The following is a 17,119-nucleotide window of genomic DNA, read 5'->3' as shown; positions in this document are numbered from 1 at the left end:
TAATGTTTCATAGGGTATTAGGATAACCCGATGATTTCGCCGTCTTCGGTAATATCCATACCGTTGGCTGCTGGCACTTTGGGAAGACCCGGCATGGTCATGATGGCACCGGTGATGGCAACCACAAATCCGGCGCCGGCAGACAGACGGACTTCTTTGACATGGATGTTGAAATTGCGCGGTGCTCCCAACAGGGCGGCATCATCCGAGAACGAGTACTGGGTTTTTGCCATACAAACCGGCAGGTGATCAAAGCCCAGAGCGGCAATTTCGTCCAGCTGTTGCTTGGCTTCCAGGGTGTATTCCACCCCATCGGCCCGGTAGATCTCTTTGGCAATGGTTTCAATCTTATCTTCAAGGGGCAGTTCCAGGGCATAAAGGGGTTTGTAAGGTGCCACATTCTGATCACAGAGTCTGACCACTTCCTCGGCCAGCTCCACCCCGCCTTTGCCCCCCTGAGAGAAGACGTCGGACAAGATCACTTTTACACCCTTATCTTCGCAGGCTTTTTTAACGGCGTCAAATTCGGCAGCCGTATCAGTTGGGAACTTATTGAGCGCCACCACCACTGGTACTTCAAACTTCTTTAAATTATCCAGATGCTGAACAATGTTGGCCGTTCCCGCTTCAACTGCTTTGACATTTTCTTTGGACAATTCCGCTTTTTCCACACCGCCATTCATTTTTAAGGCTCGAACGGTTGCCACGATCACGACCGCACTGGGGCTGATCCCGGCGTAGCGGCATTTGATGTCAAAGAATTTTTCGGCTCCCAGATCGGCGCCAAATCCGGCTTCGGTTACCACGTAATCGGCCAATTTTAAAGCTGTTTTAGTGGCCAGGACTGAGTTACAGCCGTGGGCGATATTGGCAAACGGTCCGCCATGAATAAAGGCTGGGGTATTTTCCAGGGTTTGCACCAGATTAGGTTTGATGGCATCTTTTAACAGCAGAGCCATGGCGCCGGTGGCTTCCAGATCACTTGCAGTCACCGCTTTGCCAGCGGTATTGTAGGCGACGATCATCCGGCCCAGACGTTCTTTCAAATCGGTCAGACTGGAGGCCAGACAGAGAATCGCCATAATTTCTGAAGCCACGGTAATGTCGTAGCCGGTTTCCCGTTCAACGCCGTTGGCGCGACTGCCTTGGCCGACGGTAATTTTTCGCAGGGCCCGGTCATTCATGTCCACTACCCGTCGCCAGACAATCCGGTCCATGTCAATGTTTAAGGCATTTCCCTGATGGAGGTGATTATCCAGCAGCGCCGCCAGCAGGCTGTGGGCTGAGGTAATGGCATGAAAGTCGCCGGTAAAATGCAGGTTGATGTCATCCATCGGGACCACCTGGGCGTATCCCCCACCTGCAGCCCCGCCTTTGACCCCAAAGCAGGGTCCCAAAGATGGTTCTCTTAAAGTAGTGATGGTTTTCTTGCCAATGTAATTCAGTGCCATGGACAGACCCACGTTGGTGGTTGTCTTACCTTCCCCGGCTGGGGTCGGGTTGATGGCCGTTACCAGAATCAGTTTACCATCCGGCTTATCCTGATTGTCCTTTAACACCGAAAGGGATACCTTCGCCTTGTGGTTGCCATAAAGCTCCAGATCATTGGCATTTATTCCCAATTTCTCAGCCACTTCTGAAATTGGCTTCAGATTGGCTTCCTGGGCGATTTGTACGTCAGTTTTCATTTTTAATAATTCTCCTTTTTTCAATAATTTCCATTTTCACTTATTCATTCTCATTTAGTATAAAACGCGTTTATCTTAAAATTTTGCAATAAACGCGTTTTAAAGCTGACTTTAATTAATTTTTTATCAGATGATTTTAGTATTCTTCTTTTAATAGCTTATTTGCTATATTTCGGTATGTCGTTCACATCAATCTCTTTATTATTTTCCAGATTCATATAAGGCGATCGGGCAACCGTTACCCGGATTTCTTTTTGCGGTTTTCCTGGAGTTCCCCAGACAACCGTTAATTCTTTTCCTAAAGCGGCATATTCCGGCTTGATAAAGGCCAGCGAAATCATCCGCTGGTAAAAATAACTATTAAGACGACCGCTGGAAATACCAATTTCACGGCCGTCAGCTAAAACCTTATCAGCGTGGTAATACATCGAAAAACCGCTGTTGTAATACATATCCATCGGGCGGTCGTCCATGGTTTCAAAGGGTTCAACGTCCTGACCTCTGAACTGTGAAGCAAAGATTTCTCCCAGATCATCGGGATTCCATTCCAGGGTCACCATGGTTCTTTGGGGATTTTTGGCGATTTCTTCCAATGCCGCCTTGCCCGGGAAGTCATGATCAAACTTGATCAGATATTCCCAGCCGACATCATAAGGGGTGACAAAACGGGTCGTTAAATCATCGCCTACGCTGCCAACCAGGACTCTGTTCAGATTGAAAAAGCCTTCCATCGGTCTGGCGGTCAGATATTCTTTTAGGCCTTCCGTTTCAAACCAGGGCAATGGATAATGCATATTGATATTCGGGAAACCGGCTTCGGTATGGTTCATGGTATAACCAACCTGTCCCAGTTTTTTAGCATCAAAGGTTTTAGCCACTTCCCAGATACAGTCATAAACAGCTTCTGAATTTTCCGCATCGCCATGAATTTCGTAGCCCAGAGTGCCGGCCATGCCCAGTCTGAGAATGCGTACATCGATCCCGGCAATTTTTGCCATCCGGTGTTTGGTAAAGGCAATATCATGGAGATCGCTTTGAGAAGCCTGTTCCAGAATTTCCAGAGATTTTGGTCCGGCCAGCTGGAAGAAGAACTCTTTACCCGATAAATCAACGCCTTCAACCTCCATCTCGGTAACTGATATATAATAGCCCACCACCGGGTTAAGCCAGTAGGTTCGGAAGTGATTTTCGGCAATCATCATGACTACTCCGTCAGTCAGAATGAAACCCTGGTCATTACATAGAACGGCATGGCGGATGCTGCCGGGTTTCATCTTTAAAAAGCTGTTGATGCAGATGGAGGTCAGGAATTTAGCCGCATCCGGTCCTTTGACATCGTAAATTGGGGAATTGTTCAACGTTGTCCCAAACCAAGCTGTCGATTTTGATGCCAGAATTTCATTCTTATATCCGGTGTACTCATAAGGGATCAGATTTCCGCCCTGGTTAAACAGCGTAAACGCATCTTGATTAATTGAATTTAACATTTTATTTCTCCTTTTGATTGAGAAGTCATAATGAAATCCTTCTCAATATTTATTTGCCCTTATTATATTTAACTTGCACTTTAAAGTCATTGTCCATATAATAAAAAAATAAACGCGATTGTTATACAAATTTGTACAAGACCAAAGGAGTTCCTGATGAAACTGAGCATTGATATTATATTTGAACAGCTCGCCTGGCCGGACGCTGCATTAATTTCAGGCAAAACCATTCAATTGAACCTCTCCGGAATCCGCTTTTATCGCCCGGAGAATGGTCATAACTTATGTGAGGAATTGCTCTATCTCAGCGATGCAAAACAATTAGCTGACCTGCAATCGCCAAAATCATTGTCCTTTATCTGTCTGGGTCCGATTGACGAAGCCCTGCTCGACCCCCATTGGTCGGTTATCATCATACCTTCGCAAACCGATGCCGGTGAGCTGTTTGACGCGGTTCAGGCGATTTTTGACCGCTATCAACGATGGCTGGAACACATTAACGAAGCGATTTTTAACGGCCAGACGCTCCAGGCCATCCTGGACGAAGCCTGCCGGTATCTTAAAAACCCGGCGGCCTTGTTTGACGATTCCCAGGGGCTGCTGATGCGCACCAGTAACATGAATCTGGATAAATTGGATGCGATCTGGGCTCACGTTCTGGAAAAAGGCTATTCTTTAAAAGAGGTTGACAGTATCAATCTCAGCGAAAAGTTCAGAACCCAGCACCAGCCCTTTTATTATCAGTCCCCGGATACGTTTGGAAACATCAAACGCCTGATTGCGCCGATTCTTGTCAATGGCCAGCTGTTCGGATCACTGGCGATGACGGAACTGATCAGTCCGCTGACAAAGTCCGAATATGCCAACCTGTGGCTGGCTCAGCAAATAATCGAAAATGCCCTAAAGGTGAATGACGAATTTTGCAAAAATCTGGAAACCCCCTGGTATCTCTACCGTTTGATTAAAGAAAAATACGTCGATCCCCATATCCTCGCCCATCATTTAGGTTTAAAAGACCGCAAGATCGCGGAACCTTATGCCTTATGGTGCTTTAGCCCTGCCGGAAAAATTATTGATTCGGATTTCAGCACTCAGGGTTACTCTAATCAGCTTTCCCGATTGTTTAAAGATCAGCTGATTTTTTTGTTTGAGTCACTGATTCTCGTCTGTGATTACAAACTCGAACCTGAAAATAAAAAACAGTTCCATGAGCTGATTCTGGATTTCTTAGCCAAACGCGAATTCAAAGCGACGAAGAGTATGGTTTTTAATGATATCTATGAAATTAATCTGGCCTATCTGCAGTGTCAGATAGCCAACGAATACGCCAATGATGCTGCTTGTGAAATTATCTGTTTTAATGACATTTATGCCGATCATATTTTAACGGTTCTTGATCGCCACACCAAACTCGATGTGCTCATTGTCCCCCAGCTTAAAAGCTTGAATCAGCAGGATCCCTATACCCACGAGTTGCTTTTATGTCTTAGAGCCTATATTGCCAACGGCAAAAACATTACCGCGGCCGCTGATTCACTCAAGATCCATCGCCACACCGTGGTTTATCGTTTAAAAAACATTCAAAAGCTCACGGGTCTGAATTATGAGATGCTCCAGGACGACATGATGTTTCAATTGTTTTTGTCCTGTGGAATTTTATTGCGAAATGTACCGCAATAAGAAATCATTTGTATTCCTTTTATAAAGACAAACAAAAAACAGCATCTCCATTAATTGGATAATGCTGTTTTTTTCTTTTCTAACTTTGTTAATTTTCAGTTGAGGTTCGGCTACCAATCCGGTGATTTTCCAGATCCTCGAAGATTTCCCGGACTGATAATGGTTTTCTGCCAATCAGCATTTCTACATCCTTGGAGCAGGCGTTCATCTGTTCCAAGCGGATGGCCCGGCCAAAGGTCACCATCCCATCGGAACAGAAGGGAAAGTTCTTGGCTGTTTCGGCCCATTCACCTTCGGTATTTCTCGGCACACCAATAGAATCGAAGAAGGCGTACATCTCGTCGTCAGTCAATTCCTGATAGGTAACCGTTTTGCCGGTGACTTCGCTGCCGATTTTACAGAATTCGGTAATGGTCATCGCTTCCGGTCCACTGATATCGTAGATGGTATTGTTTTCGCCAGCCCCGGCCGCCACACAGGCAGCGACTTCGGCACAATCATCCCGTGAAATGAAGGCCATGTGCCCATTGCCCATGTTAGTGGCCATTACACCGTTTTCGGCGGCACTTTGTTCAAACACCGATACCATTGCCTCGGCATACTGGGAATCCCGTAAGATGATCCAGTCAATATCAAGGCTTTTCAGGTAAGCTTCGGTGATTTTATGATCTGAAACTTCATAGGTATCACAGTCTTCTTCGCCGGCACCGACAATGGAGGTATAAACAATTTTTTTCACACCCGCTTCAACGGCAGCATCAATCGCGTTCTTGTGAGCAGTTCTTCGGCGCTCACCAACAAAAGGCATAGAGATTAGCAGTAGTACCTCTCCCCCTGCAAAGGCTTTTAATAATGTCTCTTTATTAAATATATCCGCATATCGGGTCTCGACGCCCTGCTCTTGATACTGTTTAATCACATCTTTGTTTGGGGTTGTAAAGATCAGCTGGTCTTTCGGCACTTTTTTTAAAATACTGCGCGCAGAATAACCGCCAAAATTACCGTCTACACCGGTCATTATTATTTTTCCCATTAATTCGTTTCTCCTTGTTTGTTATTTATCTAACTAAGACAAGTATAACGAATCTCTGACCAAAAAGATAATTCAAAGAAGCAAAGATGATAATCAGGTTTACTTATGATGTTATATCAATAACGTCCGATATCCCGGGCAATGGTATAGGCGGTGGCATTGGCCGTATAAACATTTTTAGGTTCAACACAATCGCCAAGTTCAAAGAATAATGGTGCGCAGTTTCTCAATTCATTTGACTGGTCTCGCAGTGGTTTCTGCCCAAGCGCATAGATCACCGTGTCCGCTTCATAAAGGCTTTGTTTGCCAATTTCGTAGTGTTGATTCAAACTGGCCTGGGTCACAGCCGATACCAACATTCCTTTTGTAATGGTATCGCAGCATTGTTCTTCTGAAAATGAGTCACCAACAAACTCACCAATGACACCTTTTTCAGTGATCTCGACAGCTTTGGTTGAAGTCACTACCACGATTTGATACTTCAGGATTTCATTGTTAATGGCCATTGAATGAATGACATTGTTTGAAAAGTTCAAACGGTTGGACATTTCGATAATGGTCACTTTTTTCCCTAGCTGTGAAAGATAAATGGCCAGTTCAATCCCGGATAATCCGCCACCTAGAACAACTGCTTTTTCGCCAACTTTCTCGGCCTCCAGATATCCCGCATCTGCATCCATAACGTTTTTGCCGTTAATTCCAGGGATATTGGGCATCACTGCTTTTGCGCCCAAGGCAGCAATGATAACATCTGGTTTTAAGACTTTAGCTAATTCCGGCGTGACTTCGGTATTCATACGCAAATCAATTTCCGCTTCTTCTATCAGCGCACTTTGTGAATCCAGATATTGCTGCATATTCTGCTTGAAAGGCACTTTTTTCTCACAACGCAAAGCACCGCCTAATTCATTTGACTTTTCACAAAGAATAACTTCATGACCGTGTTCATAAGCAGTCAGAGCCGCTTGCATACCACCGATGCCGCCCCCGGCAATCAATACTTTTTTCTTCTTTTGAGGCAATACCTGATTGTATTTTACTTCCCGTTCAAAACCAATTTCTGGGTTGATTGCGCAAATGCTTGTTAACTTTGTGAAGTGCGCCGAGAAACATTCAAAGCAACGAATGCATTTGCGAATTTTTTTCTCCTGTCCCATTTGGGCTTTAATAGGGGTGTCCGGATCAGCCATCAATTGACGGCACAACATCACCACATCGGCTTTTCCTGAAGCAATGATCTCTTCCAACAGCTCCGGTTCAGCCAATGCACCTACCGTTGCAATTTTAGAATGACGGATGACTTTTTTCACTGCCGCCGCATATTTTACATTGGCACCGTCATCTAAAAACATACTGGGGGAAGTGATGGTAAACACCGAAGTTTCTTCGTGAGCGCCTACCGAAACGTTGATCAGATCCGCATGCCCATCTAATTGTTTGGCAATCTCAACGCCGTAGTCAATGTCATAACCGCCTTCAAAAAGCTCTGCTCCGCTGATCCGAACACAAACCGGAAAATCACGACCGCATTTTTTCTTGATATCGGCAATGGCCGCATTAACAAAGCGAGCCCGATTTTCCATGGAACCACCCCACTGATCCCGTCGGTTGTTATGGGGTCCAAGAAACTGGTTGAACATCCAGCCATGACCGGCATGGATAGTTACCATCCCAAAACCGCAGTGTTTGGCGGTTTGTGCCGCATCGCCAAATTTCTTGATGATTTCAAAAATAACTTCTTCCGGCATTTGGGGAATCTCCATCCCTAAACCATTAACCGAATCAAAGGCACCAAAAATCTCATTTCCCAGACCAAACTTGCTGTGATACGAATTTGCCCCACAGTGTTGGAGTTCAATATCGGCAACAGCGCCGTGTCTGCTGATACATTGAGAAAGTCTGTATAAAGGCGACAAAGCGGTGGGATCATCCAGTCTGATGGTCGGACCGATGGCACCTCTGGCATTATCAGCCATTGCTGAACCAATGCTGACGGTGGCCGCTCCGCCCTGAGCCTTTCTTTCAAAATAAGCGATAAATTCATCCCCCGGATGCAATCGCTCGTCGGGATAGTATTCCAACCCAATTGGCGCTGCAAAAATCCGGTTTCTAAACTGTCTGTTTCCCAGTACTACTGGCGAAAATAATTGTTCAAATTTTTTCATTAAATCTCTGCCTTTCAAAATAAAATAATAGCATTCAACGCTTCTATCGTAATTAAAATTAACACTGTTGTCTAACGATTAAAAAGCCTGATGCTTATGCTAAAAATGCATAAGTACCAGGCTTTTGTGACCTCTTTAATTTTTGTCTCGCGCTGTATTGAGGAATGCGTTAAGACAAGGATTTTTATTCGCCTGATTCCAGGCAAATTCAATGTTATATTGATGATGCGTCTGATTAATTTTCAAAAACGTGATCGTCTGATATTTTTTCGTCAGCCCATCTGAATCAGGATAGAAAGAAATGCCCCTTCCCAATTCAGTTAACAGTAACTGGGTTTCAAACGAATCGACTTCAATGACTATCGGATCAAAACCATCCTGACGACAGCAATCCAGAATATAATCATAATGCTTCTGAAAGCTTTCCCTTTTGGGCACAATAATTTTCTCATTTCTAAGTTCAGTTGCTTCAATCGATTCTCGTCCTGCAAACCGATGAAATGGCCCCACACCAACTTTTACATTATATTGACAGACATTTAATGAATTGATTCCTTTTTCATCCTGCAGTTCTGCTTTAAAGACCGAAATAATATCCAAAGTGCCATCGTTGATTTGGGTCAGCAATTGTGCCGGTGTACTTTGTTGCAGAACGATTTCGACACTTTGATTTTTTTGCTGATATCGTTTTAATACTCCAGTCACATACTCAAAGCCCAGATCATTAGAAAAGCCCACTTTTAAGACATTGTTTTCTTTGTAACTTAAACGCACGCCATCTTCAACCGCTTTATCGTATAATTTCAGTATCGATTTCACACTGGTTAAATAATCGCTACCCGCTGGAGTGAGCTGAACTTTTGTGGTGCAACTTTCAAAAAGTGCAAAACCAATCTCTTTTTCCAATTGTTTGATGGCGCGACTGATGGTCGTTTGTGAAACAAACTGGCGTTTTCCAGCTTCAGTGAAATTTAAAGTTTCAGATAATGCGATAAAATACTCCAGGGTTTGTCGATTCAAGCACTTGCTCCCTCCTTACTCTTTTTAATAATCAATTGCATAAATTCATCAATGAGGGGATTATCATCATTCTTATTTCGGGCCATGCAAAATTCTGAATGATGATGGGTTTCGATCAGTTTTATCCGGTGAATCCCAGAAGCTTCGGTTAGCACTTCCTCAGAAATAATGGCAATTCCTTTATTGGCACTGACCAATAAAATCATCTCATCAAAATTATCAACCTCTTTAATAACATTCGGTTCAAAACCGTCCTGTTCGCAGCTCCTGAAAAAAGAGTCATGATACTTGGGTCCATAGGTTTTTGAAAAAATAATCAGCTTCTCAGATTTCAATTCATTGCCATAGATTTCATAACGATCGTGCCAGGGATGACTGGTCGAGACAATGACACATAGGGTGCTGGTGAATAAGGTGGTGATCTCGATCTGGGGATAGGTCTGAATTTCATTGGCCAGTCCGAACATGATATCAATTTCGTTATTTCTTATTTTTTCAGATAATTTTCTAAAGCTGAGTTCATACAGTTCCAGATTCACTTCCGGGTGACGGGCGACAAATTTACTTAACACCTCCGGCAAAAAACGTTTTTCAACCGGACCGGATACGCCGATTCGCAATGATCCTGAAAACCCATTTTTTAAGGCCTTGGCCTTTATTACTGCTTGTTCGTAATCCTCAATGATCCGCTTGCTGGCTTCATAAAAAGCTTTGCCGGCCAAGGTTAAGGTCGGACGATAACCGGATCGGTCAAACAATTGAAAATCCAGTTCCTGTTCCATAGCGGCCATCTGTTGGCTCATGGCCGTCTGGGAGACAAAGCATTCCTGAGCCGCTTTGGTAAAACTGCCGTGCTCAACCGCTGCTATAAAATACTCCAATTTTCTGAAATCCATTTTTCCACCTCGCTGGGATGATCATTCATCATTGCATTCTTTGCTCCAATTTTATCATTCGTTTGTTTTCCACACAACGCTAAATTTATGAAGCATCTGGTTTTGCTTCAATTCAATCATAGATTGCGATTTTTCTGCTATTCCAATAGCGAACTGGCAACAATTATAAGTTTACAGAATAAAAAAGCTATCTGTGCTTTGTCTACAGGCAGACAAAGCACAGATAACTTTTATTGATTTTTATTTTCTTAAGGTAAACTGATGGATGGTTTCTTTTAATAATTCCGCCTGGCTGGAAAGTTCTTCGCTGGCAGCGGCACTCTCCTCCGAGGTTGCTGAGTTTTGCTGAACCACCTGGGCTACCTGGTCAATACCCGCATTAATCTGGGCGATCCCCGTTGCCTGATCATTTGATGCCAAGGCGATGTTCCCCATCAGATCAGTGATTTCGCTAATCCCGCTGACAATATCATTAAGCGCCGTTGCGGTTTCATTGGCCATTTGCGTCCCATGTTGAACCTTATTGATGGAACCTTCAATCAGCCGGGTGGTTTCCTTGGCCGCTTCGGCGCTGCGGGCCGCCAGGGTTCGGACCTCTTCTGCCACCACCGCAAAGCCCTTGCCATGAACGCCCGCTCGGGCTGCCTCTACAGCCGCATTTAAAGCCAGAATATTGGTCTGGAAAGCAATGTCGTCAATGACTTTAATGATTTTGGAAATGTCTTTGGACGATTGATTGATATCAATCATGGCGTTTTGCATTTCCGCCATCTGTCCGTTGCCGATATCCGCATTTTCACGAACAACCCCGGTTAGTTCCCGGGCCTTATTGGCATTTTTGGCGTTTTCCCTGGTCTGATCGGTAATTTCAGCGATTGATGCGGTTAGCTCTTCGATGGAACTGGCCTGTTCGGTGGCTCCCTGAGCTAACGACTGACTGCCAGCAGCCACCTGGTTGGCTCCTGAACTGACCTGCAAGGCCGCCGTGTAGATTTCACTTAAGAGCGTATTTAGTGTTTTGATAATCTCATTCAGGGCATTTGAGATCCCGATAAAATCGCCGTTATACGCCTGAATATCGTCAATGTCTAAGTTGCCATTGCCAATTTCCCTAGTCACTGCTGAGATTTCTTCAATAACACTGTTTAATTGTGCAACGGTGCCGTTCACTGATTGTTTCATCTGGTCAAAACCACCTTCGTATTGACCCGTGATGCTGGTTCTCAAATCACCAGTCGAAATGGCATCCATTACTGTCGAAATCTCATCAAAGGGCTTGGCAATCTCCATCAGGATGTTGTTCATCCCGGAAATAATGGTTTGCCATGAGCCTCTAAAACTTGTTTCATCAGCTTTTATCTGCTTTCCTTTAATAATGGAGTCTAACAGCATGTTGGCTTCGCCAATCAGATCCCCAACAGACCTTTTGACTACACCTAAACTCATATTGATTGCCCCAAAATATTCTTTTATTTCATTTGTGTATTGATTACCTTCACCGATCGTCAGATCAAAGTTCAGATCGCCATCGGCTAGAAGCAGAAGGTTTTCTTTGAGCCGTGAAACCTCGGCCTCTGTGTATCGATTGATACTCACCATTGATGTCAGATCCATAGTTATTTCTAGAAAACCGATATTTTTATTTTTTTTGTTGGTGATTAATCGGGAATTCTTTTGCAGGTATGCGCCTAAAAATTCAAAGTCAAAGGTAGTAATGCCGTTATTAACCAACTGATAAATACTGCAGTTTTCCGGACATTCTACGGTATTACAATGTTCCACCCCAAATTCACAGGCTTTTCTGCCATAGGCACCTTCCCGGTTCTCAATAATGCCAGCCTGCAAAAGTTGATTCTCCAGGGTTTTATTAAAAAACAGCCAATGGGAATTGGTATCCAGAATGTGCATGGGATAAGGTATAGCATCCATGGCATTCTCATACAGTTCAATTTTAGCCGAATTTTGAGTGACTATTCTGCTAATATTATCAAGCAGAAACAAGTAGATTCCTGAAAGACCCGCGGCAGCTGGTTTAACATCATCAGGATCCATCATGACGGATAATTTTTTAGTGTCCGCTTCCAGTATGGAGAGGGACTCACCAATTAAAATAAGATTTCTTCCCAATAAGTCATTATTTGATATTGGCAGCGCTTCAAGCGAAAGTTCTCCGGTTGCTAATTGACTTGCTGCATCTGAATATATCTGCATCTTACTTACCAACGCCATAACAACCTGACTTAATTCATCTGGATCATTTTCAATCGCGCTCAATTCAAGGTTTCCCGCGCCGTCTGTGAGGTGTTCCAAAATGCCAGCTATTTTTGATGAACGTTTGTAATATTTTGATGACAGAATAATCAATGAACCTAAATTTAAACATAGACCAATGCCCAAAATTGCCAGGATGATCAGTGGCTGATTAAGCATTGAAGACTCCGGCAAACTATTTTGACTAAAAATAGCTAAAGCCATACAAGTAATCAATAAATAGATCGCAAGAATTGGAATGCCTAATTGAAATATCCATTTTCTTTTGTTATTCTTCATAATTTTTTACCTCGTATCATAATTTTGCTCAGGAAATTTTAACATTTCAATTGGTTGATACAACAGCATCAATTTTGATAAACGTTTTCATTTCCGATGCTTTTAAAAAAGAATCTTATCCACTATAACGAATTTTCTAAAAAAAAGATAATTCAAAAAGGCAAAGCTGTTGATAAGTTTTGGTTATGCTTTTGAACATCGAAAATAGTCAATCTTAAATAGGGGTTTAAGATTAACTATTGACAGTATTTATTAATTTTTGATTATTTTATGGCCAAAACTATCCCTTATGCCCCAATGATTTCCTTAGCCTTGGCTGCCGAGCTTCCGGCATCTGGTGCATAACCATCAGCACCGATTTCGTCAGCATATTCTTGTGTAACAGGGGCACCGCCGACGATGACTTTCATCTCAGGTATTGCCGCTTTAATGGTCTGAACCGCTTCTTTCAAAGCTGGCATGGTTGTAGTCAACAGACCGGAACAGGCAATCAGAACGACATTGTTATTTTCTTTGGCCGCTTCCACAAATCGTTCCGCTGGCACGTCAACACCCAAATCAACCATATCGAAACCAGCACTTTCCAGCATCATCACAACCAGGTTTTTCCCAATATCGTGAAGATCACCGGCAACGGTTCCCATAATACAGGTACCCAAAGAGCTTGAGCCATCGCCAGCCATCACTGGCTTTAACACTTCCACCCCTTTGGACATCGCTTTGGCGGCAATGAGCATTTCTGGGACAAAGATTTCGCCGGATGAGAATTTATCACCAACTACACCCATGGAAGCGATCATCGCGTCCAGGATATCCTGTGCTTTGTCGCCAGCGTCCAATGCTTCCTGAACCGCTGCAGCAACTTTTTTTGATTTACCAGTTTCGACTAATACTTTTACATCTTCTATTTTTGACATGTAGATTTTCTCCTTTTATTTTTGATTTAAATTTAATGCACTTATTTTACAAAAATACCTTCGCGGAAGGCGCCGATGTATTCCATACAATATTCGTCTTCACCCATCATCGCTTCAGTGGCAAAGAGCATTCCCATCATATCCTTGTTGAGCGGAACGAGGATGAAGCTGTCTATGCCAGCACTCATGGCCAATACGGCAAATGCCTGGTTGGCAATCCGGCGGGCGGGCAGGTTAAAGGAAATATTGCTGACCGCACCGGTGACATGGATGGTCGGGTATTGGGCTTTAATGCCACGGATGACTTCGGTGACCATGGTGATGCCATCTTCGGAGGTGCAGAGCATTTCAATCAGGGGATCAATATGCATCCGTGATGGATCGATGTTATATTCTTTGACCTTCACCATCAGATCGGCAAAAACGTCCAGCCGGTCTTTGGCGGTTTTGGGAATCCCCTTGTCGCTGTTAAGCAAGGCCACACATTCCCATTTGGTATCGGCGATGGCTTTAAAAGCCACATCAACCTTGTCACCTTCTAATGAAACGGAATTAAACAGTCCCGGCTTATGACAGTATTTAATGGACTCAATGCAGGTGTAGACGTTGGGACTGTCCACCGCAATCGGCGTGTCCACCGCATTCTGGACAATGTCAATCAGCCATTTCATGGTTTCCAGTTCAATGTCGTCGTCTACTGATGCGCAAACATCGATGAAATCCGCTCCGGCTTCCGCCTGTTTAATCGCCAGATTCTTAATAAATTCGGCATCCTTGGCCGCAATCGCTTTGGCGCTGGAGGGGATGGCGCCGTTAATTTTTTCTCCAATAATGATCATGTTCTTCTCCTTCAGTGATTACTCTTTGCGTAAATTATTTGATATGCTTATATTTTTCAACGGCATCATTAATCGGAAGAATACCTTCCATAAAGCTTTCCGGACCTGCTCCGCTCATCAATCTAAAGCCCATAAATACATAGCTGCCATAAGGGCCATAGGTTTCCATACAACGTTTGACGTCAGCATCAATTTCTTCATTCGTGGCCTCTTCCAGACCAGGACGGCCGTTGGTGTCATAACCGCCAACCACAGCAATTTGGCTGCCGTATTTTTTCAAAATCCCTTCAATATCGTTCATCGGTTGAGCCGATGTCCAGGCAGCCGTACCGATTTCCACATAATCCGGAATGATCTCTTCACATTTCCCGCAGGTGTGAATAAAAGGAATGATTCCATGCGCCTTAATGGCATCATTTAACCGTTTATGATGGGGTTTGATCAGTGACCGATAGGTTCCAGGAGACATAAACAGGCCTCTTTCGGTAGCAATGTCATCATAGCTGGTAATAATATCCGGTTTAAAATGTTTGGCGACTCGTTCAACCAGCTTAATTTTATAATCGGTAATCGCAGCAAACAGTGCGTCGCAGGCTTCCGGCTCTTCCAGCATGGCACAGAGGGCGTTTTCAAAACCCATCAGGTGCGTCAAACGTAAAAACTGTCCATTCCACATCCCATATTCAACCACTCGCTGATCACGGTCAGCTCCAAAAATGCCTGCCTGCATGGCAAGGCTGCCTTCCCAATCGTACTCATCCAAATTTGGGAACTTAACGATATTTTCCCATTTTTCAATATCATCCAGCACGGGTTTACCGCCCGGAACCGGCTGGCCGCCAGCTGATTCCGTAGCATGCCAGGTTACCCCAAAGCCGTCCAGACCACCGCCGGCCGGACCGTTTTCAAAGCTCTCAAAAGCTCCGCCATACATAATGACATCACTCATTTCGTTGGGCACCCACTCTGGTTTTTTGTGTTCAACTGCTGCCAGTAAAAAATTCTCTTTTGGTGTTAACATGATATTTCCTCCTGAATTTAATGGATTTTTACCAATTCAATGGTTATTTTTAATTAAAACCGTTTACATGGTTTAATTATAACGACATTATTACGAAAAGTACATCCGGCATAGTAGAGGATAATACAAAGCTCATACTCTACACAGTGTAGGATATCGTGGTAAAATAGTAATGACCCCTTGCAAAATGACCATGCATGACATAGAATGAAGCTGCATCGTGAAATTTCTGAAAATTTATTTAAAATTAGAGGTACCTATGAGACTTTCTCGGGATGTAATCTACTATTGGCTGATTAAAAAGTTTGCCGTTAGCTTTGAGAAAAAAAGTGATCCGGACATTGGCTTTATGCGCCCCGTGTTCTATGAAACAGACCTGGACATTGCTGGAACCGTGGTTATCATTGATGCCGACGGTCTCAAATCCCTGATTGAAAGCCGGAACCATGGCGCTGAGTCGCTCTTTTTATGTACCGAAAAACCAAACCGGTCACTGAAGATGATTGATGGAACCGTAATGGTGATAAAATCAAACCTTTCCGCATTATCATTATTCAATTACCTCCAAGATATCTACAATCGATTCGATCAATGGGATGAACGGTTAAACCAGATCTACTATGAAAATGGCAGTTTTCAGGATCTGATTGACAGCTGCCAGTCGATTCTGACCGAACCGATTCTTTTGATTGATAAAAAGTTTCATTATACGGCCTATTCCAAATCCATTGAGGAATTAACCAGCGCTGCTTTTATGGATGAAAATAAAAATTCACTCCCAGAAGTGGTGAACGATTTTATCACTGATTCCAGTTTCCAGTCCTTGTATGATTTGCCTGATATCTTTGACTACGCCATGGTATCGCCATCCGGTACAGACGAAATGATCTGCAAAAATGTTTTTGATCATAATGGCTATGTAGGACGGTTTATCATCCAGCTGTCAAACGGCAGCGAAGAAATTGCAAAAACCTATGTCCGGACTATTTTGGCCCATTTATTTACCACCGCTGATAAACTGTACCAAAAATATCAGTCCTTCAATTTAAAAGAAGTAGCGCTAAACAGCCTGCGGGAGCCACTGCTGAACATGCTACAAAATGAACAGAGTTCCGACGAACAATGGCAGAAAGTCGCCTTTGAAAACAACTGGAAACAACGGACAATCTGCAGCTCGTGCAATTTCGATCCAATACCCGGTATGCCAAAAATGTTTATACTGATTACCTCAGTTCCGAAATTGAAAACCAGTGGCAGGGCTGTGTCTGTCTGAATTACAGGGAACGACTGCTGATGCTGATTAATCTGGATCAGTTTAATTCGGTCAATGATAAAAATTTTTATCGACAATTACCCTATTTTCTTCGAGACAGCCTGTTGGTGGCTGGATTAAGCCGGGTTTTTGGGGACATGGGTGATTTGCGGGCGGCCTATCACCAAACTGAAATTGCCCTGGATTTCGGCACCTGCGACCAGCCGATGTTCTGGACGTATCGGTTTGATGATTATGCCTTTCATTATCTACTCAAAAATAGTCCTGGTATTTTTGCCATGCATCAAGTCTGCAGTGAAAAACTTTTAACGCTCCGGCAATATGATGCCGAGAAACATACCGAGTATTATAAAACGTTATTGACCTTTTTTGACTGTCGACTCAACGCTGCAGCGGCAGCCAAACGGCTGTATATTCATCGCAGTTCCTTTCTCAACCGTCTGGAAAGAATAGAAAAACTGTTTAACATCGATTTTAATTCCAATAACGAACTGCTTTATCTGGGTTTGTCGATGCTAATTATCGAGCGAAATTAACATGAAAGTGGTGA

General features: G+C 43.6%; 13 protein-coding genes. 3 read left to right on the top strand and 10 right to left on the bottom strand.

What is annotated here, in order from left to right:
• Positions 1-17: 17 nt before the first annotated feature.
• The gene (locus ACWI_RS02100) at positions 18-1,688 is read right to left on the bottom strand and encodes a formate--tetrahydrofolate ligase (protein WP_070369783.1); all 1,671 of its coding nucleotides are present in this window, start codon (positions 1,686-1,688) and stop codon (positions 18-20) included.
• 158 nt (positions 1,689-1,846) lie between these two features.
• Positions 1,847-3,175, bottom strand: coding sequence for an aminomethyltransferase family protein (locus tag ACWI_RS02095; protein WP_070369782.1), 1,329 nt, complete (start codon positions 3,173-3,175; stop codon positions 1,847-1,849).
• Between the two features lie 156 nt (positions 3,176-3,331).
• On the opposite strand from ACWI_RS02095, the gene ACWI_RS02090 reads away from it, so the two are divergent.
• Positions 3,332-4,855: a PucR family transcriptional regulator gene (locus ACWI_RS02090; protein WP_070369781.1), complete on the top strand. Its 1,524-nt coding sequence runs from the start codon at positions 3,332-3,334 to the stop codon at positions 4,853-4,855.
• Between the two features lie 88 nt (positions 4,856-4,943).
• Here the strand turns inward: ACWI_RS02090 and ACWI_RS02085 are convergent, their stop codons facing one another.
• The 8 genes from ACWI_RS02085 to ACWI_RS02050 form a co-directional block, all read right to left on the bottom strand.
• Positions 4,944-5,888: an NmrA family NAD(P)-binding protein gene (locus ACWI_RS02085; protein WP_070369780.1), complete on the bottom strand. Its 945-nt coding sequence runs from the start codon at positions 5,886-5,888 to the stop codon at positions 4,944-4,946.
• A 116-nt stretch (positions 5,889-6,004) separates the two neighbouring features.
• Positions 6,005-8,053 (bottom strand): NAD(P)/FAD-dependent oxidoreductase, encoded by a 2,049-nt coding sequence (locus ACWI_RS02080; protein ID WP_070369779.1) that lies wholly within the window; start codon positions 8,051-8,053, stop codon positions 6,005-6,007.
• Positions 8,054-8,188: 135 nt separating this feature from the next.
• Positions 8,189-9,073 (bottom strand): LysR family transcriptional regulator, encoded by an 885-nt coding sequence (locus ACWI_RS02075; RefSeq protein ID WP_070369778.1) that lies wholly within the window; start codon positions 9,071-9,073, stop codon positions 8,189-8,191.
• A complete protein-coding gene (locus tag ACWI_RS02070; protein ID WP_070369777.1) occupies positions 9,070-9,969 on the bottom strand; it encodes a LysR family transcriptional regulator in 900 nt (299 codons plus the stop codon). Before ACWI_RS02070 ends, ACWI_RS02075 begins: the two co-directional genes overlap by 4 nt.
• 240 nt (positions 9,970-10,209) lie before the next feature.
• Positions 10,210-12,519 (bottom strand): methyl-accepting chemotaxis protein, encoded by a 2,310-nt coding sequence (locus ACWI_RS02065; protein ID WP_070369776.1) that lies wholly within the window; start codon positions 12,517-12,519, stop codon positions 10,210-10,212.
• Between the two features lie 287 nt (positions 12,520-12,806).
• Positions 12,807-13,436 (bottom strand): corrinoid protein, encoded by a 630-nt coding sequence (locus ACWI_RS02060; protein ID WP_070369775.1) that lies wholly within the window; start codon positions 13,434-13,436, stop codon positions 12,807-12,809.
• 41 nt (positions 13,437-13,477) lie between these two features.
• Positions 13,478-14,275 (bottom strand): methyltetrahydrofolate cobalamin methyltransferase, encoded by a 798-nt coding sequence (locus ACWI_RS02055; RefSeq protein WP_070369774.1) that lies wholly within the window; start codon positions 14,273-14,275, stop codon positions 13,478-13,480.
• A 34-nt stretch (positions 14,276-14,309) separates the two neighbouring features.
• Complete coding sequence (locus ACWI_RS02050; RefSeq protein WP_070369773.1) at positions 14,310-15,296, bottom strand: uroporphyrinogen decarboxylase family protein; 987 nt, start codon at positions 15,294-15,296, stop codon at positions 14,310-14,312.
• A 259-nt stretch (positions 15,297-15,555) separates the two neighbouring features.
• Between ACWI_RS02050 and ACWI_RS02045 the strand changes: the two genes are divergently transcribed.
• Positions 15,556-16,569, top strand: coding sequence for a hypothetical protein (locus tag ACWI_RS02045; RefSeq protein ID WP_070369772.1), 1,014 nt, complete (start codon positions 15,556-15,558; stop codon positions 16,567-16,569).
• A 20-nt stretch (positions 16,570-16,589) separates the two neighbouring features.
• Positions 16,590-17,105: a PucR family transcriptional regulator gene (locus ACWI_RS02040; RefSeq protein ID WP_070369771.1), complete on the top strand. Its 516-nt coding sequence runs from the start codon at positions 16,590-16,592 to the stop codon at positions 17,103-17,105.
• The last annotated feature ends 14 nt before the right edge of the window (positions 17,106-17,119 follow it).

This window comes from Acetobacterium wieringae (assembly GCF_001766835.1).
Lineage (GTDB): Bacteria > Bacillota > Clostridia > Eubacteriales > Eubacteriaceae > Acetobacterium > Acetobacterium wieringae.
Note: the sequence above shows the minus strand (reverse complement) of the source record. Positions and strands in the feature narration are given on the sequence as shown.

Excerpts from the sequence above, each read along its gene's own strand:
- ACWI_RS02100 (WP_070369783.1), bottom strand. The coding sequence starts at position 1,688 with ATGAAAACTGACGTACAAATCGCCCAGGAAGCCAATCTGAAGCCAATT.
- ACWI_RS02095 (WP_070369782.1), bottom strand. The coding sequence starts at position 3,175 with ATGTTAAATTCAATTAATCAAGATGCGTTTACGCTGTTTAACCAGGGC.
- ACWI_RS02090 (WP_070369781.1), top strand. The coding sequence starts at position 3,332 with ATGAAACTGAGCATTGATATTATATTTGAACAGCTCGCCTGGCCGGAC.
- ACWI_RS02085 (WP_070369780.1), bottom strand. The coding sequence starts at position 5,888 with ATGGGAAAAATAATAATGACCGGTGTAGACGGTAATTTTGGCGGTTAT.
- ACWI_RS02080 (WP_070369779.1), bottom strand. The coding sequence starts at position 8,053 with ATGAAAAAATTTGAACAATTATTTTCGCCAGTAGTACTGGGAAACAGA.
- ACWI_RS02070 (WP_070369777.1), bottom strand. The coding sequence starts at position 9,969 with ATGGATTTCAGAAAATTGGAGTATTTTATAGCAGCGGTTGAGCACGGC.
- ACWI_RS02065 (WP_070369776.1), bottom strand. The coding sequence starts at position 12,519 with ATGAAGAATAACAAAAGAAAATGGATATTTCAATTAGGCATTCCAATT.
- ACWI_RS02060 (WP_070369775.1), bottom strand. The coding sequence starts at position 13,436 with ATGTCAAAAATAGAAGATGTAAAAGTATTAGTCGAAACTGGTAAATCA.
- ACWI_RS02055 (WP_070369774.1), bottom strand. The coding sequence starts at position 14,275 with ATGATCATTATTGGAGAAAAAATTAACGGCGCCATCCCCTCCAGCGCC.
- ACWI_RS02050 (WP_070369773.1), bottom strand. The coding sequence starts at position 15,296 with ATGTTAACACCAAAAGAGAATTTTTTACTGGCAGCAGTTGAACACAAA.
- ACWI_RS02045 (WP_070369772.1), top strand. The coding sequence starts at position 15,556 with ATGAGACTTTCTCGGGATGTAATCTACTATTGGCTGATTAAAAAGTTT.
- ACWI_RS02040 (WP_070369771.1), top strand. The coding sequence starts at position 16,590 with ATGCTGATTAATCTGGATCAGTTTAATTCGGTCAATGATAAAAATTTT.